Consider the following 16,475-nt stretch of genomic DNA (forward strand, 5'->3'; position numbering starts at 1 on the left):
AGAGGAGCTTATCGCAACAGCGTTAGAACACCGACTGAATTTTCAGGCCGGCCACCAGCGCGTTGTCGACTTCATCGACACCACCCGGGTGAGTGACGTATTGCAGGTTTGGACGCACGGTCAGCCAGTTGGTGACATGGAAGCCGTAGTTGATTTCGTAGTTGTACTCGGTGCTACGCAAAGGCGCGAACAGTGGATCGTCGTAGTCGCTGACGCCATTGGCGGCGTTGGTCAACTCGGCGTTTTTCTTGACGTCCTCGTTGACATGGATACGGGCGAAACCGATACCAACGTCGTCCTTCGGACGCGCATCGAACGGCCCCTTGTACACGAACATCAGCGACTGGTAGTTGTCGACGACGTTGGTGTCCTTGTCGTGGACGGTAGCGTTGGCCGCGATGTTCAGGCCGCGGGTAGCATCGCCATTGTGAGTGGTGAGCTGCTGCTGCACGACGAGCCAGTAGCCATGTTTGCTGCTGTGGCTACGATAGGCGTTGCCAGTAGTCGCGGCGTCATCGCCGTTGATGTCTTCACGAACATCGTCAGCCTTGGCCGTGCTCTTGTAGTAACCGACGCGGTATTCGCCCGGCAGGTTGTTGAGCTTCGGCGACCAGACCAACTCGATCGGAATCAGAGTGCCCTTGGTGCCACTGCCGCTGAGCTTGTAGCGGTTGTTGTTTTCCAGTTGCGAAGGGTTCTGGTTGTAGGCACCGATTTGCGCATAGAGCTCAGGCGTGAGGTTGTATTTAACCCGGATCGCCGCCTGCATGATCGGCCAGTTGTACCAGATGCCGGTCGCCCAGTTACCCGCTTGCGAACCGCAGAACGCCAGGTTCTGGAACTCGCACGGGAAGGTGTTGAAGTCTTCGCCTTCACCGAAGTAACCGGCTTTGACATCCAGCTTGCTGTCGAAGTACTTCTGCTTGATCCACAACTGGGTCAGACGGGTAGTCTGGCCACGGCCCCAGACTTCCTGGGAGGAACTGAGGGTGCCGGCACGTGGATCACCGATACGGTCGTTGGAGATGTTGCGACCGTCCCGGCGAGTGAATTGAATCTTGGCTTCGGTATCGTTCCAGCCTGCCAGTTTCTCCAGGTCAAGAGCTACGCCAAGGCCAAACTGCTGGGACCAGCGCGCGGTCTTGTCATCGTTGTAGCCGCCGTCGAGGTTGGCACCCATCTCACCGACGAAATCCGCCTTGATATCGATACCTTGCTCAATCAGCTTGGTCCGTTCACCGCCCCAGTCGCCCGTCATCCACTTCGAGTCGGCGCTGAACGCGTCGGCTGCGTGTGCGCTACCGGCCAGCATCATCGCCGCAACGGCTGACAACTGGCAGATAAGCTGGGCATTGTTCTTCTTCTTCATCCCTACATCCTCGTCTTTATTGTTATTAACTGTTTTTATCTAACGCGGTTTACAACGATTGCGATGAATGTCCCCACTCATCGCATACTCCTTTTGTGTGGAAGCAGGCTTGCTGCCCCCGCATTTGTTCATCAGCGGCCTTTGAACTGCGCCACGTTGTCGGCTCGGGCCTCCATCGACGGTTGCGCGGCCACGCCCAGGCGCTCGCCGGACTTGGCATCGAACAGCAGCACTTTCGATGGATCGAATTGCAGCGTCAGGGTCTCTCCCGGCGACGGCGCCACGTCCGGTGCCAGTCGGCAGCAGACCTTGGTGTCGTTGAGATTGACGAACACCAGGGTGTCCGGACCGGTGGGCTCGGTGACCTGGACTTCGGCGCGGATGGTCGGCAGGCCGTTCGGCTCGTTGCCCGCCAGCACGATCTGTTCCGGACGCAGACCAAGGATCACTTCGCGATCCTCCAGGCCGGCGTCCTGCATGCCCAGCGGCAGCTCGCAACGGGCCTGGCCGCTGTCGAGCAGGGCCAACAGGCGACCGTCCTTGCGTTGCAGGCGCAGCGGGATGAAGTTCATCGGCGGCGAACCGATGAAGCTCGCCACGAACAGGTTGGCCGGGTTGTTGTAGATGTCCTTCGGCGTGCCGAACTGCTGGATGATCCCGTCCTTCATCACCGCGACTTTATCGCCCAGGGTCATGGCCTCGATCTGGTCGTGGGTCACGTAGACCGTGGTGGTCTTCAGGCGCTGGTGCATCAGTTTCATTTCGGTGCGCATCTCGACGCGCAGCTTGGCGTCGAGGTTGGACAGCGGCTCGTCGAACAGGTAGATCTTCGGCCGCCGCGCCAGGGCCCGGCCCATCGCGACGCGCTGTTGCTGCCCGCCGGAGAGCTGGCCGGGCTTGCGGTTGAGCAAGTGCTCGATCTGCAACAGCTTGGCCACCCGCGCCACTTCTTCGTTGATGTCCGCCTGTTTCATTTTGCGGATCTTCAGGCCGAACTCGATGTTCTCGCGCACGCTCATGGTCGGGTACAGCGCATAGGACTGGAACACCATGGCGATGTCGCGATCCTTGGGGCTCATGCCGCTGACGTCCTGGTCGCCGATCATGATCGCGCCACCGGTGATGGTCTCGAGGCCGGCGATGCAGTTCATCAGGGTCGATTTGCCGCAACCCGAAGGGCCGACCAGGATCAGGAATTCGCCTTCCTTGATCGACAACTGGATGTCTTTCAAGGTGTCGGGCAGGCCCGCGCCGTAGGTCTTGTTTACATTGCGAAGTTCAAGCGTAGCCATGATTACCCCTTGACCGCGCCAGCCGTGAGGCCGCGCACGAAATACTTGCCTGCGATCACATAGACCAGCAGGGTCGGCAGCCCGGCGATCATCGCCGCCGCCATGTCCACGTTATATTCCTTGGCCCCGGTGCTGGTGTTGACCAGGTTGTTCAGCGCCACCGTGATGGGCTGGGAGTCGCCGCTGGAGAACACCACGCCAAAGAGGAAGTCGTTCCAGATCTGGGTGAACTGCCAGATCAGGCAGACCATGATGATCGGCGTCGACATCGGCAGGATGATCCGCCGGAAGATCGTGAAGAACCCGGCACCGTCGAGGCGCGCGGCCTTCACCAGCGCGTCGGGGATGCTCACGTAGTAATTGCGGAAGAACAGCGTGGTGAACGCCAGGCCGTAGACGACATGGACAAACACCAGGCCGGTGGTGGTGCTGGCCAGGCCCATCTTGCCGAGGGTGAACGAGGCCGGCAGCAGCACGGTCTGGAACGGCAGGAAGCAGCCGAACAGCAACAGGCCGAAGAACAACTGCGAGCCACGGAAGCGCCACATCGACAGCACATAGCCGTTCAACGCGCCGATGGCGGTGGAGATCAGCACGGCCGGCACGGTGATCTTGATCGAGTTCCAGAAGTACCCGTTGACCGTGGCCCAGGCCTTGACCCAGCCGATGCCGCTGACCACGGTCGGCCAGCTCAACAGGTTACCGGTACTGATGTCTTCCGGCGTCTTGAAGCTGGTCAACAGCATGACCACCAACGGCACCAGGTAAAGCAACACGGCAAGGATCAGCACCGCATAGATCGCGATACGGCTCAGGCTGATGGCAGGTTTCGCAGCGAGACTAGTCATGACGCTTGGCCCTCAGCTCGGAATACAGGTAAGGCACGATGATCGCGAGGATCGCACCGAGCATCAGGATTGCACTGGCCGAGCCCATGCCCATCTGGCCGCGACTGAACGTAAAGGAGTACATGAACATGGCAGGCAGGTCGGAGGAATACCCCGGACCGCCAGCTGTCATCGCCGCCACCAGGTCGAAACTCTTGATCGCGATATGCGCCAGGATCATCACGGCACTGAAGAACACTGGACGCAGGCTTGGCAGCACCACTTTCCAGTAGATGCGCGGCATGCTCGCGCCATCGATCTGCGCGGCACGGATGATCGATTGATCAACGCCCCGCAGGCCGGCCAGGAACATCGCCATGATGAAACCCGAGGCCTGCCAGACCGCAGCGATCACCAGGCAGTACACTACGCGATCGGGGTCGATCAGCCAGTCCAGGCGGAAGCCTTCCCAGCCCCAGTCACGCAACAATTTATCCAGGCCCATGCCCGGGTTGAGCAGCCATTTCCAGGCGGTACCGGTGACGATCATCGAGAGCGCCATCGGGTACAGGTAAATGGTGCGGATGAAACCTTCGCGGCGAATACGCTGGTCAAGGAACACCGCCAGCAGCACGCCGATCACCAGGGTGATACCAATGAACATGCCACCAAAGACTGCCAGGTTCTTGCTCGCCACCCACCAGCGGTCGTTGTCCCAAAGCCGTGCGTATTGCGCCAGGCCGGCCCATTTATAGGTAGGCAGGAAGGTCGATGTGGTGAACGACAGGACGAACGTCCACAAGATGTAGCCATAGAAGCCCACCAGGACAATGAACATGCTCGGCGCCAGCACCAGTTTTGGTAGCCAGCGCTGCAATGCATCGAACGGCGAGGCCTTGCTGAACACAGCAACAGAACTCATGGGGAAATCCAAAAACTAGGTTACAAGGGCCTCCCTTTGTGGGAGCGAGCTTGCTCGCGATGGCAGTGTGTCAGTTCACTTATTTGCTGCCTGACACTCCGCTATCGCGAGCAAGCTCGCTCCCACAAGGGACCGCGGCGCTAATTACTTCGCAGACTGAACCGCTGCGCCAAGCTTCTTGGCAGCATCGGCCGGGTCGGCTTTCGGGTCGTTGATGTAGTTGGTCACGACATCGAAGAACGCGCCCTGTACCGCCAGCGTGGTCGCCATGTTGTGCGCCATGCTTGGTTGCAGGCCGCCGCTCTTGGCGTCTGCCAGGAAGTCCTTGGCGGCGGTCTGGGCGCACGAGTCGAAACCGTACTTGGCCATGTCGCCCAGCATGTCGTTACGCACCGGGATCGAGCCTTTGTTGATGCTGAAGACTTTCTGGAAGTTCTCGCCCAGCACGACCTTGGCGATATCCTGCTGACCCGCCGCCGTGCCCTTGTCTTTCTGCTTGAACACCGCCAAAGAATCGATGTTGTAGGTGAAGGCCTTGTCGGTGCCTGGGAAGGCTACGCACTCGTAGTCCTTGCCGGCGACCTTCTTGGCCGCGGTCCACTCGCTCTTGGCCCAGTCACCCATGATCTGCATGCCGGCCTTGCCGTTGATGACCTTGGCCGCTTCCAGGTTCCAGTCCTGGCCCTTGCCGTCGGCGTCCATGTAGGTCGCGACTTTCTTCAGCTCGGTCAATGCCTTGACCATTTCCGGACCGGTTAGCGCCTTGTTATCCAGGTCGACCAGGGCTTTCTTGTAGCCATCAGCGCCCATGACCGAGAGCACCACCGCTTCGAACACGGTGCTGTCCTGCCATGGCTGGCCGCCGTGGGCCAGGGGAATGAAGCCCGCGGCCTTGAGCTTGTCACCGGCGGCGTAGAATTCTTCGAGGGTGGTCGGGTTCTTGGTGATGCCGGCTTTCTTGAAGACTTCCGGGTTGATCCACAGCCAGTTGACGCGGTGAATGTTCACCGGCACGGCGACGTAGTCACCTTCGTACTTCACGGTGTCGGAGACTTTCTTGTCGAGCAGGCTGTCCCATTTCTCCGCTTTGGCAACGTCTTCCAGGATGTCGGTATCGAGCAGGCCGGTGGACGCCCATTCCTGGATGTCCGGACCTTTGATCTGGGCTACGCCCGGTGGGTTACCGGCCACGGCGCGGCTCTTGAGCACGGTCATGGCGGTGGAACCGCCGCCGCCGGCGACAGCGCCGTCCTTCCAGGTAAAGCCGTCTTTTTCTACCTGGGCCTTGAGCACATCGACCGCGGCTTTTTCACCACCCGACGTCCACCAGTGGACGACTTCCACGGAACCTTTCGATTCGGCGGCCAGGGCGCTGACGGGGAATGCTGCGACGGGAAGCAAGGAAGCAAGAGAAATGACAGTAGCGAGGCGAGAAATCGCATTCATCTAGAAGTACCTTTCTTGTTGTTATGCATGCAAGTCTGGTGCTTGCGCTGCATGGATTCTAATCAGGGGCAATCCCTTCGCAGGTAACGAAGGGACGCGTGTATGTCACGACATGGTTACACAGGTGCAGGATCGGATAATCGCGCCAAGGCCGACGCCATGCTCGGCGCCAATGGCAAGCGTGGTATCAGCACCGCTTGCCAGGCGTGATAAAGATCCGGTTTGCCCGGCCAGATGTCGGCGCTGGGGCGGTTCTGCGGATCCAGCTCGTGATGCCAGCTGCCGTTGCAGCGGTCGATGAAATGTTTGTCACAAAATTCCCAGAAACGCCGGTACCAGACTTCGTATTGGGCCTCGTCGGTACGTTTGAGCAAGGCACTGGCCGCCGCTGCCGCTTCGGCGTGCACCCAGTGCAGGCGATGGCGAACCACGGCGCGATTACCCCAGTCCAGCGTGTAGACGATTCCCGGCGCGCCATCGATGTCCCAGCCATGGCGGCAATTCTGATCGAAAAGTTTCTGCGCATCCTGGGCCAGCCAGCCCGGTGTCAGCATGCCGATCTGCACGCGCGCGGCTTCCAGATGCAGCAGCAGCCGCGCCCATTCGAAACCATGACCGGGCGTGGTGCCGTAGGGACGGAAGCCATCGGCGGGATTGTCCTGGTTGTACTCGCGCAGCGGTTGCCAGTCGCGGTCGAAATGCTCCACCACCATGTAGTCGTTGGCGGCCGCATGACCATGGATGACCCGCTCGACGATACGCAGCGCGCGGGCCAACCAGCGCGGGTCGTCCGTGGCGTCGGCCAGGGCCAGGAAGGCTTCGGTGGCGTGCATGTTGCTGTTGGCGCCGCGATAGGCTTCCTCCTCGCTCCAGTCGCGGTTGAAGGACTCGCGCAGGGCGCCCTCTTCTTCACACCAGAAATGCTCGTCGATAACCCGCACCGCTTCCTTGAGCAATGCCTCGGCGCCGGGGCGTTGGGCAACTACCGCGGAGCTGGCGGCCAAGGCCACGAAAGCATGCAGGTAAGCGGCCTTGCCGGTGTCGCTGGCATCGGGATCGGCCATGGCGAACCAGCCGCCATGTTCGGCATCGCGCAGCGGGCCGCCGAGGGCCTGGACGCCATGATCCACCAGCTCGGCGAACCCCGGCAGGCCCTGGATGTGGGCCATGGCGAAGCTGTGGGTCATGCGTGCGGTGTTCATGGTCTCGGCCCGCGCACCGGCCGGCAGGCGACCCAGCTCGTCCAGGTTGCCGAAACCGTCCGGCAGCTTCGAAGCCTTGGCGAACGCCAGCAGCCGCAAACCTTCGGCAGCGAGCCATTGCCGATGGGCAGGCGCATTCAGCCAACTGCTGAACGCCGGTTGGAAGGTGTCCATCGAGGTACCTTTTTTGTTGTTTTGACGCAGGGAGTCTAAACAAGGCGGGATGGGTGGCAGGTAACGAAAGGGGCGAGTTATGTCACCGGCTTGTGACATTCAGCTGAGAGAAGTATCGAGACGACTGACGCCATCGCGAGCAAGCTCGCTCCCACATTGGATCTTCGGCGTTCATAAATCCCCTGTGGGAGCGAGCTTGCTCGCGATGAACGATAACGCGGTCTAATCAATCCACACTGCGAGGCAACTGCAGCGTCACCCGCAACCCGCCCTCGCGCAGGTTCTGCAGGCTCACCTCGCCGCCATGGCTGTGGGCAATGTTGCGCGCGATGCCCAGCCCCAGGCCATATCCCTGCTGCTGCCCGGCCAGGCGAAAGTGCGGTTCGAAGACCTGTTCGAGGCGTTGTTCCGGTACGCCCGGGCCTTCATCGTCAACGTGCAGGATGAAAGCGTTTTCATCATCGTCGATGTGCAAGTGGGCCCTCTGCCCGTATTTCAAGGCGTTGTCGATCAGGTTGCCGATGCAGCGCTTGAGGGCCAGCGGTTTGCCCGGGTACGGTGCCAACGCCCGGCCATCCTGGGTCACCCGGCCGTTGCCGTGGGGCGCCAGGTAAGGCTCCACCAGGCAATCGAGCACATGATTGAGGTCCACCGGCTCGATGTTCTCGTGGATATCGGTGTCCTTGACGCATTGCAGCGCGCCTTTGACCAGCAGCTCCAGCTCGTCGAGGTCGCGGCCGAACTTGGCCTGCAGATTTTCATCCTCCAGCAACTCGACCCGCAGCCGCAGGCGGGTGATCGGCGTGCGCAGGTCGTGGGAAATCGCGCTGAACAACTGGCTGCGCTCGGTCAGGTAGCGGCTGATACGCTCACGCATGGCATTGAACGCACGCCCCACCTCCACCACTTCGCTGCCGCCGCCCTCGGCCACGGGCTGCACTTCTGCGCCCAGGGACATGTCCCGCGCCGCGCGGGCCAAACGCTTGAGCGGACGACTCTGCCAATGCACCAGCAAGCCGATGAACAACAGCAACAGGCTACTGGTGAGCACGATGAAGCCCACCTGCTGCTTGGGCAGGTCCTGCTCTTCAAGACTGGTATAGGGTTCGGGCAGCAGCGAGGCGATGTACAGCCATTCGCCCGGCGCCATCTGGATCTGCGTGACCAGTACCGGCGGGTTCACTGGCTCGAGCGTCAGGGCGTAGTGGGCCCACGAACGGGGCAGCTCATCAAGCTTGAGCCCGCCGTTGAAGATCCGCAGGTCCTCCGGGCTGACAAACTTGACGGAGATATCGGCGTTATTGCCCAGGGAGCGGCGCAGCACATCGTCCACGGCCTTGAGCACCGCCAGTTTGCGCGGCGTGACCGGCAGCACATCCATGCCCAGCGGCTTGTCATTGAGCGTAACGACAAACCGCGTGCCGCCCATGCTGCGCAACTGGTCCAGCACCAACGGCCGGTAGGCCACCGGCAGCGAACGCAGGTAGGTCACGGTGGCGGTCATCGAGTGAGCCAAACTGCGGGCGCTGGTGACCAGGCCTTCGAGCTGCGTGGCGCGCAGTTGCGAAACCCAGATCAGGCTGGACAGCGTCTGGGCGAACAGCACCACCAGCAGCGTCAGCAGCAGCATCCGTCCGAGCAACGAGCGCGGCACGGGCACCCGTCGGGCAATCTTGCGGATTCCCTCAATGACCATTGCTGGCAACCACACTGGCCGCCAGTTGATAACCGCTGCCGCGCACCGTGCGGATCAATCGCGGCGGCTTGTCTGTATCGCGCAGGCGCTGGCGCAAGCGACTCACCGCCATGTCGACAATCCGGTCCAGCGGCATCAACTCACGCCCCCGGGTGGCGTTGCCGATGGTGTCGCGGTCGAGGATTTCCTGTGGATGATCGAGGAACAGCTTGAGCAAGGCAAAATCGGCACCCGACAGGATCACCTCTTCGCCATCGGCATGGAACAGGCGGTGGCTGACCATGTCCAGCCGCCACTCATCGAAGGCCAGCACTTCGCCGCCGGATCGCTCCTGGCCGAACTGCGCCCGTCGCAGCAAGGCCTTGATGCGCGCCTGCAATTCGCGAGGACTGAACGGCTTGCCCAGGTAATCATCCGCCCCCAGCTCCAGGCCGATGACCCGATCGGCCTCGTCTGAACTGGCGGTGAGCATGATGATCGGCACATGGGCCTGGCGCGGATGCTGGCGAACCCAGCGGCAAAGGCTGAAGCCGTCCTCGTCGGGCAACATCACGTCGAGGATCACCAGGTCGCTCGGCGCCTCGTTCAGGGCCTGGCGAAACCCGGCGCCATCGGGGGTGGTACGCACCTGGAAACCCGCGCGACTGAGGTAAGTGTCCAGCAGTTCGCGAATCTCCTGGTCGTCGTCGACCAGCAAAATCGATTTGTTCACTGAACTCACGGGGCCTCGTCCTTGTTGTTTGAATTGGGGGCGATTATGCCTGATGGACGGGATCTGCAAACACCATGGCCCCTTGTGGGAGCGAGCAGGCTCGCTCCCACAAGGGCACATCTCAAATTGCGGAGGACTGCTCCAACGCCACGCCCGCACCCATCAGGCCGGAATACGGCGCCGTCACCAGCCAGACCGGAATGCCTTTGAAATAATCGCTCATGCAGCCCTTGTCGGCGAAGCATCGGGCGAAGCCGCTCTCGACAAAAAAATCGGCAAAGCGCGGGACCACGCCACCGACGATGTACACGCCGCCACGCCCGCCCACGGTGAGCACATTGTTGCCCGCCACGCGCCCCAGCCAACGGCAGAATTGTTCGAGTACCTCCAGGGCGACCGGGTCGCCGGCCAGGCCGGCGGCGGTGATCGACTCGGGGGTATCAAGCACCGGCTCATGGCCGTCCACCGCGCAGATCGCCCGGTACACACGAGGCAGACCGCTGCCGCTCAGCGCCGTTTCGGCGCTGACGTGGCCGATCTCGTTGTAGATGTGCTGCCAGAGCTGGGTCTCGCGCGGACTGCTCATCGGCAGGTCGACATGCCCGCCCTCCCCCGGCAACGCCGCGAAACGGCCCTCGCCCAGGTCCAGCAGCGTACCGACGCCCAGCCCCGTGCCCGGGCCGATCACCACCGCCGGGCGCATCGGCTCCGGCGTGCCCGCGCAGACGACCCGGTATTCATCGGGACGCAAGCAGGTCATGCCCAGCGCCATGGCGGAGAAATCGTTGACCAGCAGCAGCTTCTCCACCTGCAAAGTCTTGCAGAACGCCAGGTTGCTCAAGCGCCAGTGATTGTTGGTGAAGCGAAACTCATCGCCACTCACCGGACCGGCCACCGACAGGCACACCGAGCCGATGGAACCCGGCGTCATGCCCATGCCGCTCAGGTAAACCTTGATGGCATCTTCCGGGCAGGCGTAATCCGCCGTCGCCAGCACCTGGATGTTTTCCAGGTTGTGGTTCTTCCACAACGCGAAACGTGCGTTGGTCCCACCGATATCACCGACCAAAGCCAGTTTCAATTAAGCGTCTCCAGGGCAGAAGTGAAGGCGCTGGCGCCCTGCTCTGCCGAGCTGAAGGCCATGCGCATGAAACCGAACAGCTCGCGACCGGTGCCAATGTTGTTGCCCAACAGGCCCTTGGCCGGTTCGCGCGCGGCGAATTCCTCGGCGTCCACCTTCAATTCCAAGGTGCCTTTGACGCCATCGACACGGATGATATCGCCCTCGCGCACCCGAGCCAACGCGCCGCCGACATAGGCTTCGGGACTGACATGGATGGCCGCCGGGATTTTCCCCGATGCGCCGGACATGCGCCCGTCGGTGACCAGCGCTACCTTGAACCCGCGATCCTGCAGCACGCCGAGAAAGGGCGTCATCTTGTGCAGCTCCGGCATGCCGTTGGAGCGCGGGCCCTGGAAGCGCATCACCGCGACAAAATCCTTCTCCAGCAGACCAGCCTTGAACGCATCGGCCAGGTCCTGCTGGTCCTGGAACACCATGGCCGGGGCTTCGACGACCTGGTTTTCCAGGGCCACGGCCGAGACCTTCATCACGCCCCGGCCCAGGTTGCCTTCCATCACCCGCAACCCGCCTTCCGGCGAGAAAGCCCGGGCTACCGGACGCAGGATGCTTTCGTCGAGACTTTCGGTCGGGCCATCGCGCCAGACCAGTTCGCCGTCCTCCAGGAACGGTTCCTGGGTGTAACGGCTCAGGCCGTGGCCCATCACGGTGTTGACGTTTTCGTGGAGCAGGCCGGCTTCCAGCAGTTCGCGAATCAGGAACGACATGCCGCCCGCCGCCTGGAAGTGGTTGATATCGGCCTTGCCGTTCGGGTAGACGTGGCTCAGGGTCGGCACCACTTCGGAGAGGTCGGCCATGTCCTGCCAGGTCAGCTGGATGCCCGCCGCCATGGCGATGGCCGGCATGTGCAGGGTGTGGTTGGTAGAGCCACCGGTGGCGTGCAGCGCAACGATGGAGTTGACCAGCGAACGCTCATCGACGATTTCGCCGATGGGCATGAAGTTGCCGCTCTGCATGGTCAGGCGCGTCACCTGGAACGCCGCTTCGCGGGTCAGGGCATCGCGCAGCGGCGTGTTCGGGTTGACGAACGAGGCGCCCGGCAAGTGCAGGCCCATCACTTCCATCAGCAACTGGTTGGTGTTGGCGGTGCCGTAGAACGTGCAGGTACCTGGGCTGTGGTAGGACTTCATCTCCGATTCCAGCAGCTCTTCGCGGGTCGCCTTGCCTTCGGCGTAGCGCTGGCGCACATCGGCCTTTTCCTTGTTGGAAATGCCCGAGACCATCGGCCCGCCAGGCACGAAGATCGTCGGCAGATGACCGAAGCGCAGCGCGCCCATCATCAGGCCCGGGACGATCTTGTCGCAGATGCCCAGCATCAAGGCACCGTCGAACATGTTGTGGGACAACGCCACCGCCGTGGACAACGCAATCACTTCGCGGCTCGGCAGGCTTAGCTCCATCCCCGCCTCGCCCTGAGTCACACCATCGCACATGGCTGGCGTACCGCCGGCAAACTGGCCGACCGAGCCGATCTCGCGCAGGGCTTTCTTGATTTGTTCCGGGAAGGTTTCGTACGGCTGGTGGGCCGAGAGCATGTCGTTATAGGACGACACGATGGCGATGTTGGCGGCGTTCATCATCCGCAGGTGATGCTTGTCTTCAGTGCCGCAACCGGCGACGCCATGGGCGAAGTTGGCGCATTGCAGCTTGCCGCGCATCGGACCGTCGCTGGCTGCACCGCGGATCAATGCAAGGTAAGCCTCGCGCGTAGCGCGACTGCGGGCGATAAGCCGTTCGGTGACCTCAAGTACGCGGGGATGCATGTGTAGAACTCCAGGCTAACGGATGTGGCGACCTGATTGTCTATGCTGGTCAGAAGCCCGTTGCACACCGCGGCAAAGACAGGGCGACAGACGGTTTCTGACCAATCGGACCAGTTGATTCAGGTCACTCGTTGTAGATAAAACAAAATATTGCCACTAAAAAGGCTTGTTTTCTATTTTTATGCGAATAATCTTGTAATTCCAACAACAAATCGACGGCGGCGCAGTTAATGACTCTTCGAATCGCAATCAATGGTTTTGGCCGCATCGGCCGCAACGTCCTCCGTGCACTGTATACCCAAGGCTATCGTCGCGACTTGCAGATCGTCGCCATCAACGACCTGGGTGACAGCGCGATCAATGCTCACCTGCTCAAGTTCGACACCGTCCACGGCACCTTTGATGCCGACGTGCAGCACGATCACGAGAGCCTGACGGTCAATGGCGACCGCATCGCGGTCAGTGCCATCCGCAACCCGGCCGAACTGCCCTGGGCCGCCGAAAAGATCGACGTCGTGTTCGAATGCACCGGCCTGTTCACCGACCGTGCCAAGGCCGCCGCGCACATCAGCGCCGGCGCCCGCAAGGTGATCATCTCGGCCCCGGCCAAGGGCGCCGACGCGACCGTGGTGTATGGCGTGAACCATGACATCCTGCGCCAGTCCCACCAGATCATTTCCAACGCTTCGTGCACCACCAACTGTCTGGCCCCGGTGGCCCAGGTGCTGCACCGCGAGCTGGGTATCGAAAGCGGCCTGATGACCACCATCCATGCCTACACCAACGACCAGAACCTGACCGACGTCTATCACAGCGACCCGTACCGCGCCCGTTCGGCCACGCAGAACATGATCCCGAGCAAGACCGGCGCCGCCGAAGCGGTAGGCCTGGTGCTGCCGGAGCTGGCGGGCAAGCTGACCGGCATGGCCGTGCGCGTGCCGGTGATCAACGTGTCGCTGGTGGACCTGACCGTGCAGCTCAAGCGCGAAGCTTCGGCCGATGAGGTCAACGCGCTGCTCAAGCAGGCCAGCCAGCATTCGAAGATTCTTGGCTACAACACCCTGCCGCTGGTCTCCAGCGACTTCAACCACAACCCGCTGTCGTCGATCTTCGATGCCAACCACACCAAGGCCAGCGGCAAGCTGCTCAAGGTACTGGCCTGGTATGACAACGAATGGGGTTTCTCCAACCGCATGCTGGATAACTGCCTGGCGCTGTGCAACGCCGAATAATCCCCGATAGCTGCGTGTGCCTCGACTATTGCTCCCTTGGGGGCGATAGTCGAAAAAGGCCGTCCACCGCCACGCGGTTGAAGCATCTGCCTCGAACCAAACGATAATTCCTCTTATTCAAACTCCCCCACCCTGTTAGACTTTGCGCCCGCGTTTCACTCGTCCCGCAGGATTTCCAATGCTGTCGTTGCCTCTTCGCTTGTGCGCTCTGTTCATGGCCCTGGGCCTGACGGCCTGCGATGACGCCCCGCGTTTTACCCAGGCCGAGCCCGGCGAAGCCAGATCCGGCGGCAGCGCGACAGTACGCAAGGCCGACCAGAACGCCTTCTCGCTGCCCTCGGCCAATCTGCCGCCGTCGCGGCGCGTGGACTTCAGCGTCGGCAACAGTTTTTTCCGCAGTCCCTGGGTAATCGCGCCATCGACCACTACCGCCCGGGACGGCCTTGGCCCCCTGTTCAACACCAACGCCTGCCAGAACTGCCACATCAAGGACGGTCGCGGCCATCCGCCGGCGCCGGATGCCAGCAGCGCGGTGTCGATGCTGGTACGCCTGTCGATCCCCGATGCGCCGCCCTACGCCAAGCTCATCGAACAACTCGGCGTCGTACCGGAGCCGGTCTACGGCGGACAATTGCAGGACATGGCCGTGCCGGGCATCGCGCCGGAAGGCAAGGTCAGGGTCGATTACTCTCCCGTCCCGGTGCGCTTCAAGGACGGCACCGTCGTCGAACTGCGCAAGCCGAGCCTGCAGATCACCCAGCTGGGCTATGGCCCGATGCACCCCGACACACGATTTTCGGCCCGTGTCGCACCGCCGATGATCGGCCTGGGTCTGCTCGAGGCCATCCCCGATGCAGCCATCCTGGCCAATGCCGAGTCACAGGCGCGGGAAAACAACGGCATCGCCGGTCGCCCGAACATGGTCTGGGACGACGTCCAGCAAAAAACCGTGCCGGGGCGCTTCGGCTGGAAGGCCGGACAACCGAACCTCAATCAACAGAACGTCCATGCGTTCTCCGGCGACATGGGCCTGACGACCAGCCTGCGGCCCTTCGACGACTGCACCCAGGCTCAGCTCGATTGCCAGCGCGCGCCCAACGGCAACGGCCCTGAGGGCGAACCGGAAGTCAGCGACAATATTCTGCGGCTGGTGCTGTTCTACAGCCGCAACCTTGCCGTGCCGGCCCGCCGCGACGTGGATTCGCCCCAGGTACTGGCGGGCAAGAACCTGTTTTTCCAGGCCGGTTGCCAGTCCTGCCACACTCCCAAGTACACGACGTCTGCCAACGCCGCCGAACCCGAGCTGGCGAACCAGGTCATCCGTCCCTATACCGACCTGCTGTTGCACGACATGGGCGAAGGCCTGGCGGACAACCGCAGCGAATTCAAGGCCAGCGGCCGCGACTGGCGGACCCCGCCGCTGTGGGGCATCGGCCTGACCGAAACCGTCAACGGCCACACCCAGTTTCTCCACGACGGTCGCGCCCGCAACCTGCTCGAAGCCGTGCTCTGGCATGGCGGCGAAGCCCAGGCGGCGCAGCGACAGGTTCTAGCATTCAACGCCGAGCAGCGCGCTGCGCTGTTGGCTTTCCTGAACTCTCTTTAAACGCACTTTCCGAAAACGGGAGCCCGACATGTTCCGTCCCAAGCTGTTGTTCACCAGCCTCGCCGCCATCGCCCTGGGTGCCTGCTCGCCCCAGGACCCGCAAGCGGTCACCTCGGCCGCCATCGCCAAGCAGGTGATCCTGCCGACCTACAGTCGCTGGGTCGAGGCCGACCGCCAACTGGCGACCAGCGCCCTGGCGTTCTGCCAGGGCAAGGAAAACCTGGAAACCGCCCGCGCCGATTTCCTCAAGGCACAAAAAGCCTGGGCTGAACTCCAGCCGCTGCTGATCGGGCCGCTGGCGGAGGGCAACCGCGCCTGGCAGGTACAGTTCTGGCCGGACAAGAAAAACCTTGTGGGCCGCCAGGTCGAGCAACTGGTCAACAGCCAGCCGCAGATCGACGCCGCCGGCCTGGCCAAGTCCAGCGTCGTCGTGCAGGGGCTCTCGGCCTACGAATACCTGCTGTTCGACGCAAAGATCGACATGGCCGACAGCGCCCAGAAAGCCAAGTACTGCCCGCTGCTGATCGCCATCGGCGAACGCCAGAAGCAACTGGCCGAAGAGATCCTGTCGCGGTGGAACACCAACGACGGCATGCTCGCCCAGATGAGCAAGTTCCCGAACCAGCGCTATGCCGATTCCCATGAAGCGATCGCCGACCTGCTGCGGGTCCAGGTGACCGCCCTGGACACCTTGAAGAAAAAACTCGGCACGCCGATGGGCCGCCAGAGCAAGGGCGTGCCGCAACCGTTCCAGGCCGATGCGTGGCGCAGTCAGTCGTCTCTGCAAGGGCTTGAGGCCAGCCTGAGCGCCGCCCGCACCGTGTGGGTTGGCGTCGACAACAAAGGCTTGCGAGGTTTGTTGCCAAGCGAGCAGAAGCCGCTGGCCGACAAGATCGACGCCGCCTACGACGCCTCGTTGAAACTGTTCGCCAGCAGCCAGCGCTCACTGACCGAAATGCTCGGTGACGACGCCGGGCGCCAGCAACTCAACGATTTGTACGACAGCCTCAACGTCGTCCATCGCCTGCATGAAGGCGAACTGGCCAAGGCGCTGGGCATTCAACTGGGCTTCAACGCCAACGACGGTGACTGA

Annotated in this window: 13 protein-coding genes; 3 read left to right on the plus strand and 10 right to left on the minus strand. The window is 62.2% G+C overall.

The features are described from left to right. Positions 1–22: 22 nt before the first annotated feature. The 10 genes from J3P84_RS21120 to edd all read right to left on the minus strand — a co-directional run bounded on the left by J3P84_RS21120 (position 23) and on the right by edd (position 12,544). A complete protein-coding gene (locus J3P84_RS21120) occupies positions 23–1,369 on the minus strand; it encodes a carbohydrate porin (RefSeq protein ID WP_434625649.1) in 1,347 nt (448 codons plus the stop codon). 131 nt (positions 1,370–1,500) lie between these two features. Beyond that, on the minus strand, positions 1,501–2,661 hold the full coding sequence (locus tag J3P84_RS21125; protein WP_434569579.1) for an ABC transporter ATP-binding protein: 1,161 nt from the start codon (positions 2,659–2,661) through the stop codon (positions 1,501–1,503). A gap of 2 nt (positions 2,662–2,663) precedes the next feature. Next, on the minus strand, positions 2,664–3,509 hold the full coding sequence (locus J3P84_RS21130; protein WP_434625651.1) for a carbohydrate ABC transporter permease: 846 nt from the start codon (positions 3,507–3,509) through the stop codon (positions 2,664–2,666). Continuing rightward, positions 3,502–4,410 (minus strand): carbohydrate ABC transporter permease, encoded by a 909-nt coding sequence (locus J3P84_RS21135; protein WP_030139360.1) that lies wholly within the window; start codon positions 4,408–4,410, stop codon positions 3,502–3,504. The genes J3P84_RS21130 and J3P84_RS21135 overlap by 8 nt, the downstream gene beginning before the upstream one ends. A gap of 144 nt (positions 4,411–4,554) precedes the next feature. Next, positions 4,555–5,856, minus strand: a complete 1,302-nt coding sequence (locus J3P84_RS21140) for an ABC transporter substrate-binding protein (RefSeq protein WP_434569580.1) — start codon at positions 5,854–5,856, stop codon at positions 4,555–4,557. 116 nt (positions 5,857–5,972) lie between these two features. Next, on the minus strand, positions 5,973–7,232 hold the full coding sequence (locus tag J3P84_RS21145) for an AGE family epimerase/isomerase (RefSeq protein ID WP_434625654.1): 1,260 nt from the start codon (positions 7,230–7,232) through the stop codon (positions 5,973–5,975). A 226-nt stretch (positions 7,233–7,458) separates the two neighbouring features. Next, on the minus strand, positions 7,459–8,928 hold the full coding sequence (locus J3P84_RS21150) for an ATP-binding protein (RefSeq protein ID WP_434625656.1): 1,470 nt from the start codon (positions 8,926–8,928) through the stop codon (positions 7,459–7,461). Continuing rightward, complete coding sequence (locus tag J3P84_RS21155; RefSeq protein ID WP_042730801.1) at positions 8,918–9,649, minus strand: response regulator; 732 nt, start codon at positions 9,647–9,649, stop codon at positions 8,918–8,920. Before J3P84_RS21155 ends, J3P84_RS21150 begins: the two co-directional genes overlap by 11 nt. Positions 9,650–9,761: 112 nt before the next feature. After that, a complete protein-coding gene (locus J3P84_RS21160; protein WP_434625658.1) occupies positions 9,762–10,721 on the minus strand; it encodes a glucokinase in 960 nt (319 codons plus the stop codon). Continuing rightward, positions 10,718–12,544 (minus strand): phosphogluconate dehydratase, encoded by a 1,827-nt coding sequence (gene edd / locus J3P84_RS21165; RefSeq protein WP_434569583.1) that lies wholly within the window; start codon positions 12,542–12,544, stop codon positions 10,718–10,720. The genes J3P84_RS21160 and edd overlap by 4 nt, the downstream gene beginning before the upstream one ends. Positions 12,545–12,774: 230 nt before the next feature. Between edd and gap the strand changes: the two genes are divergently transcribed. The 3 genes from gap (at position 12,775) to J3P84_RS21180 (ending at position 16,475) form a co-directional block, all read left to right on the plus strand. Beyond that, positions 12,775–13,776, plus strand: a complete 1,002-nt coding sequence (gene gap, locus J3P84_RS21170) for a type I glyceraldehyde-3-phosphate dehydrogenase (protein WP_305496333.1) — start codon at positions 12,775–12,777, stop codon at positions 13,774–13,776. Positions 13,777–13,954: 178 nt separating this feature from the next. Further along, entirely contained in the window at positions 13,955–15,382 is a 1,428-nt protein-coding gene (locus J3P84_RS21175; protein WP_434625661.1) for a di-heme oxidoredictase family protein, read from the plus strand. 28 nt (positions 15,383–15,410) lie between these two features. Beyond that, positions 15,411–16,475, plus strand: a complete 1,065-nt coding sequence (locus tag J3P84_RS21180) for an imelysin family protein (RefSeq protein ID WP_305496335.1) — start codon at positions 15,411–15,413, stop codon at positions 16,473–16,475.

Source organism: Pseudomonas sp. Z1-29 (genome assembly GCF_051131995.1).
In the GTDB taxonomy this organism is placed as follows: Bacteria; Pseudomonadota; Gammaproteobacteria; order Pseudomonadales; family Pseudomonadaceae; genus Aquipseudomonas.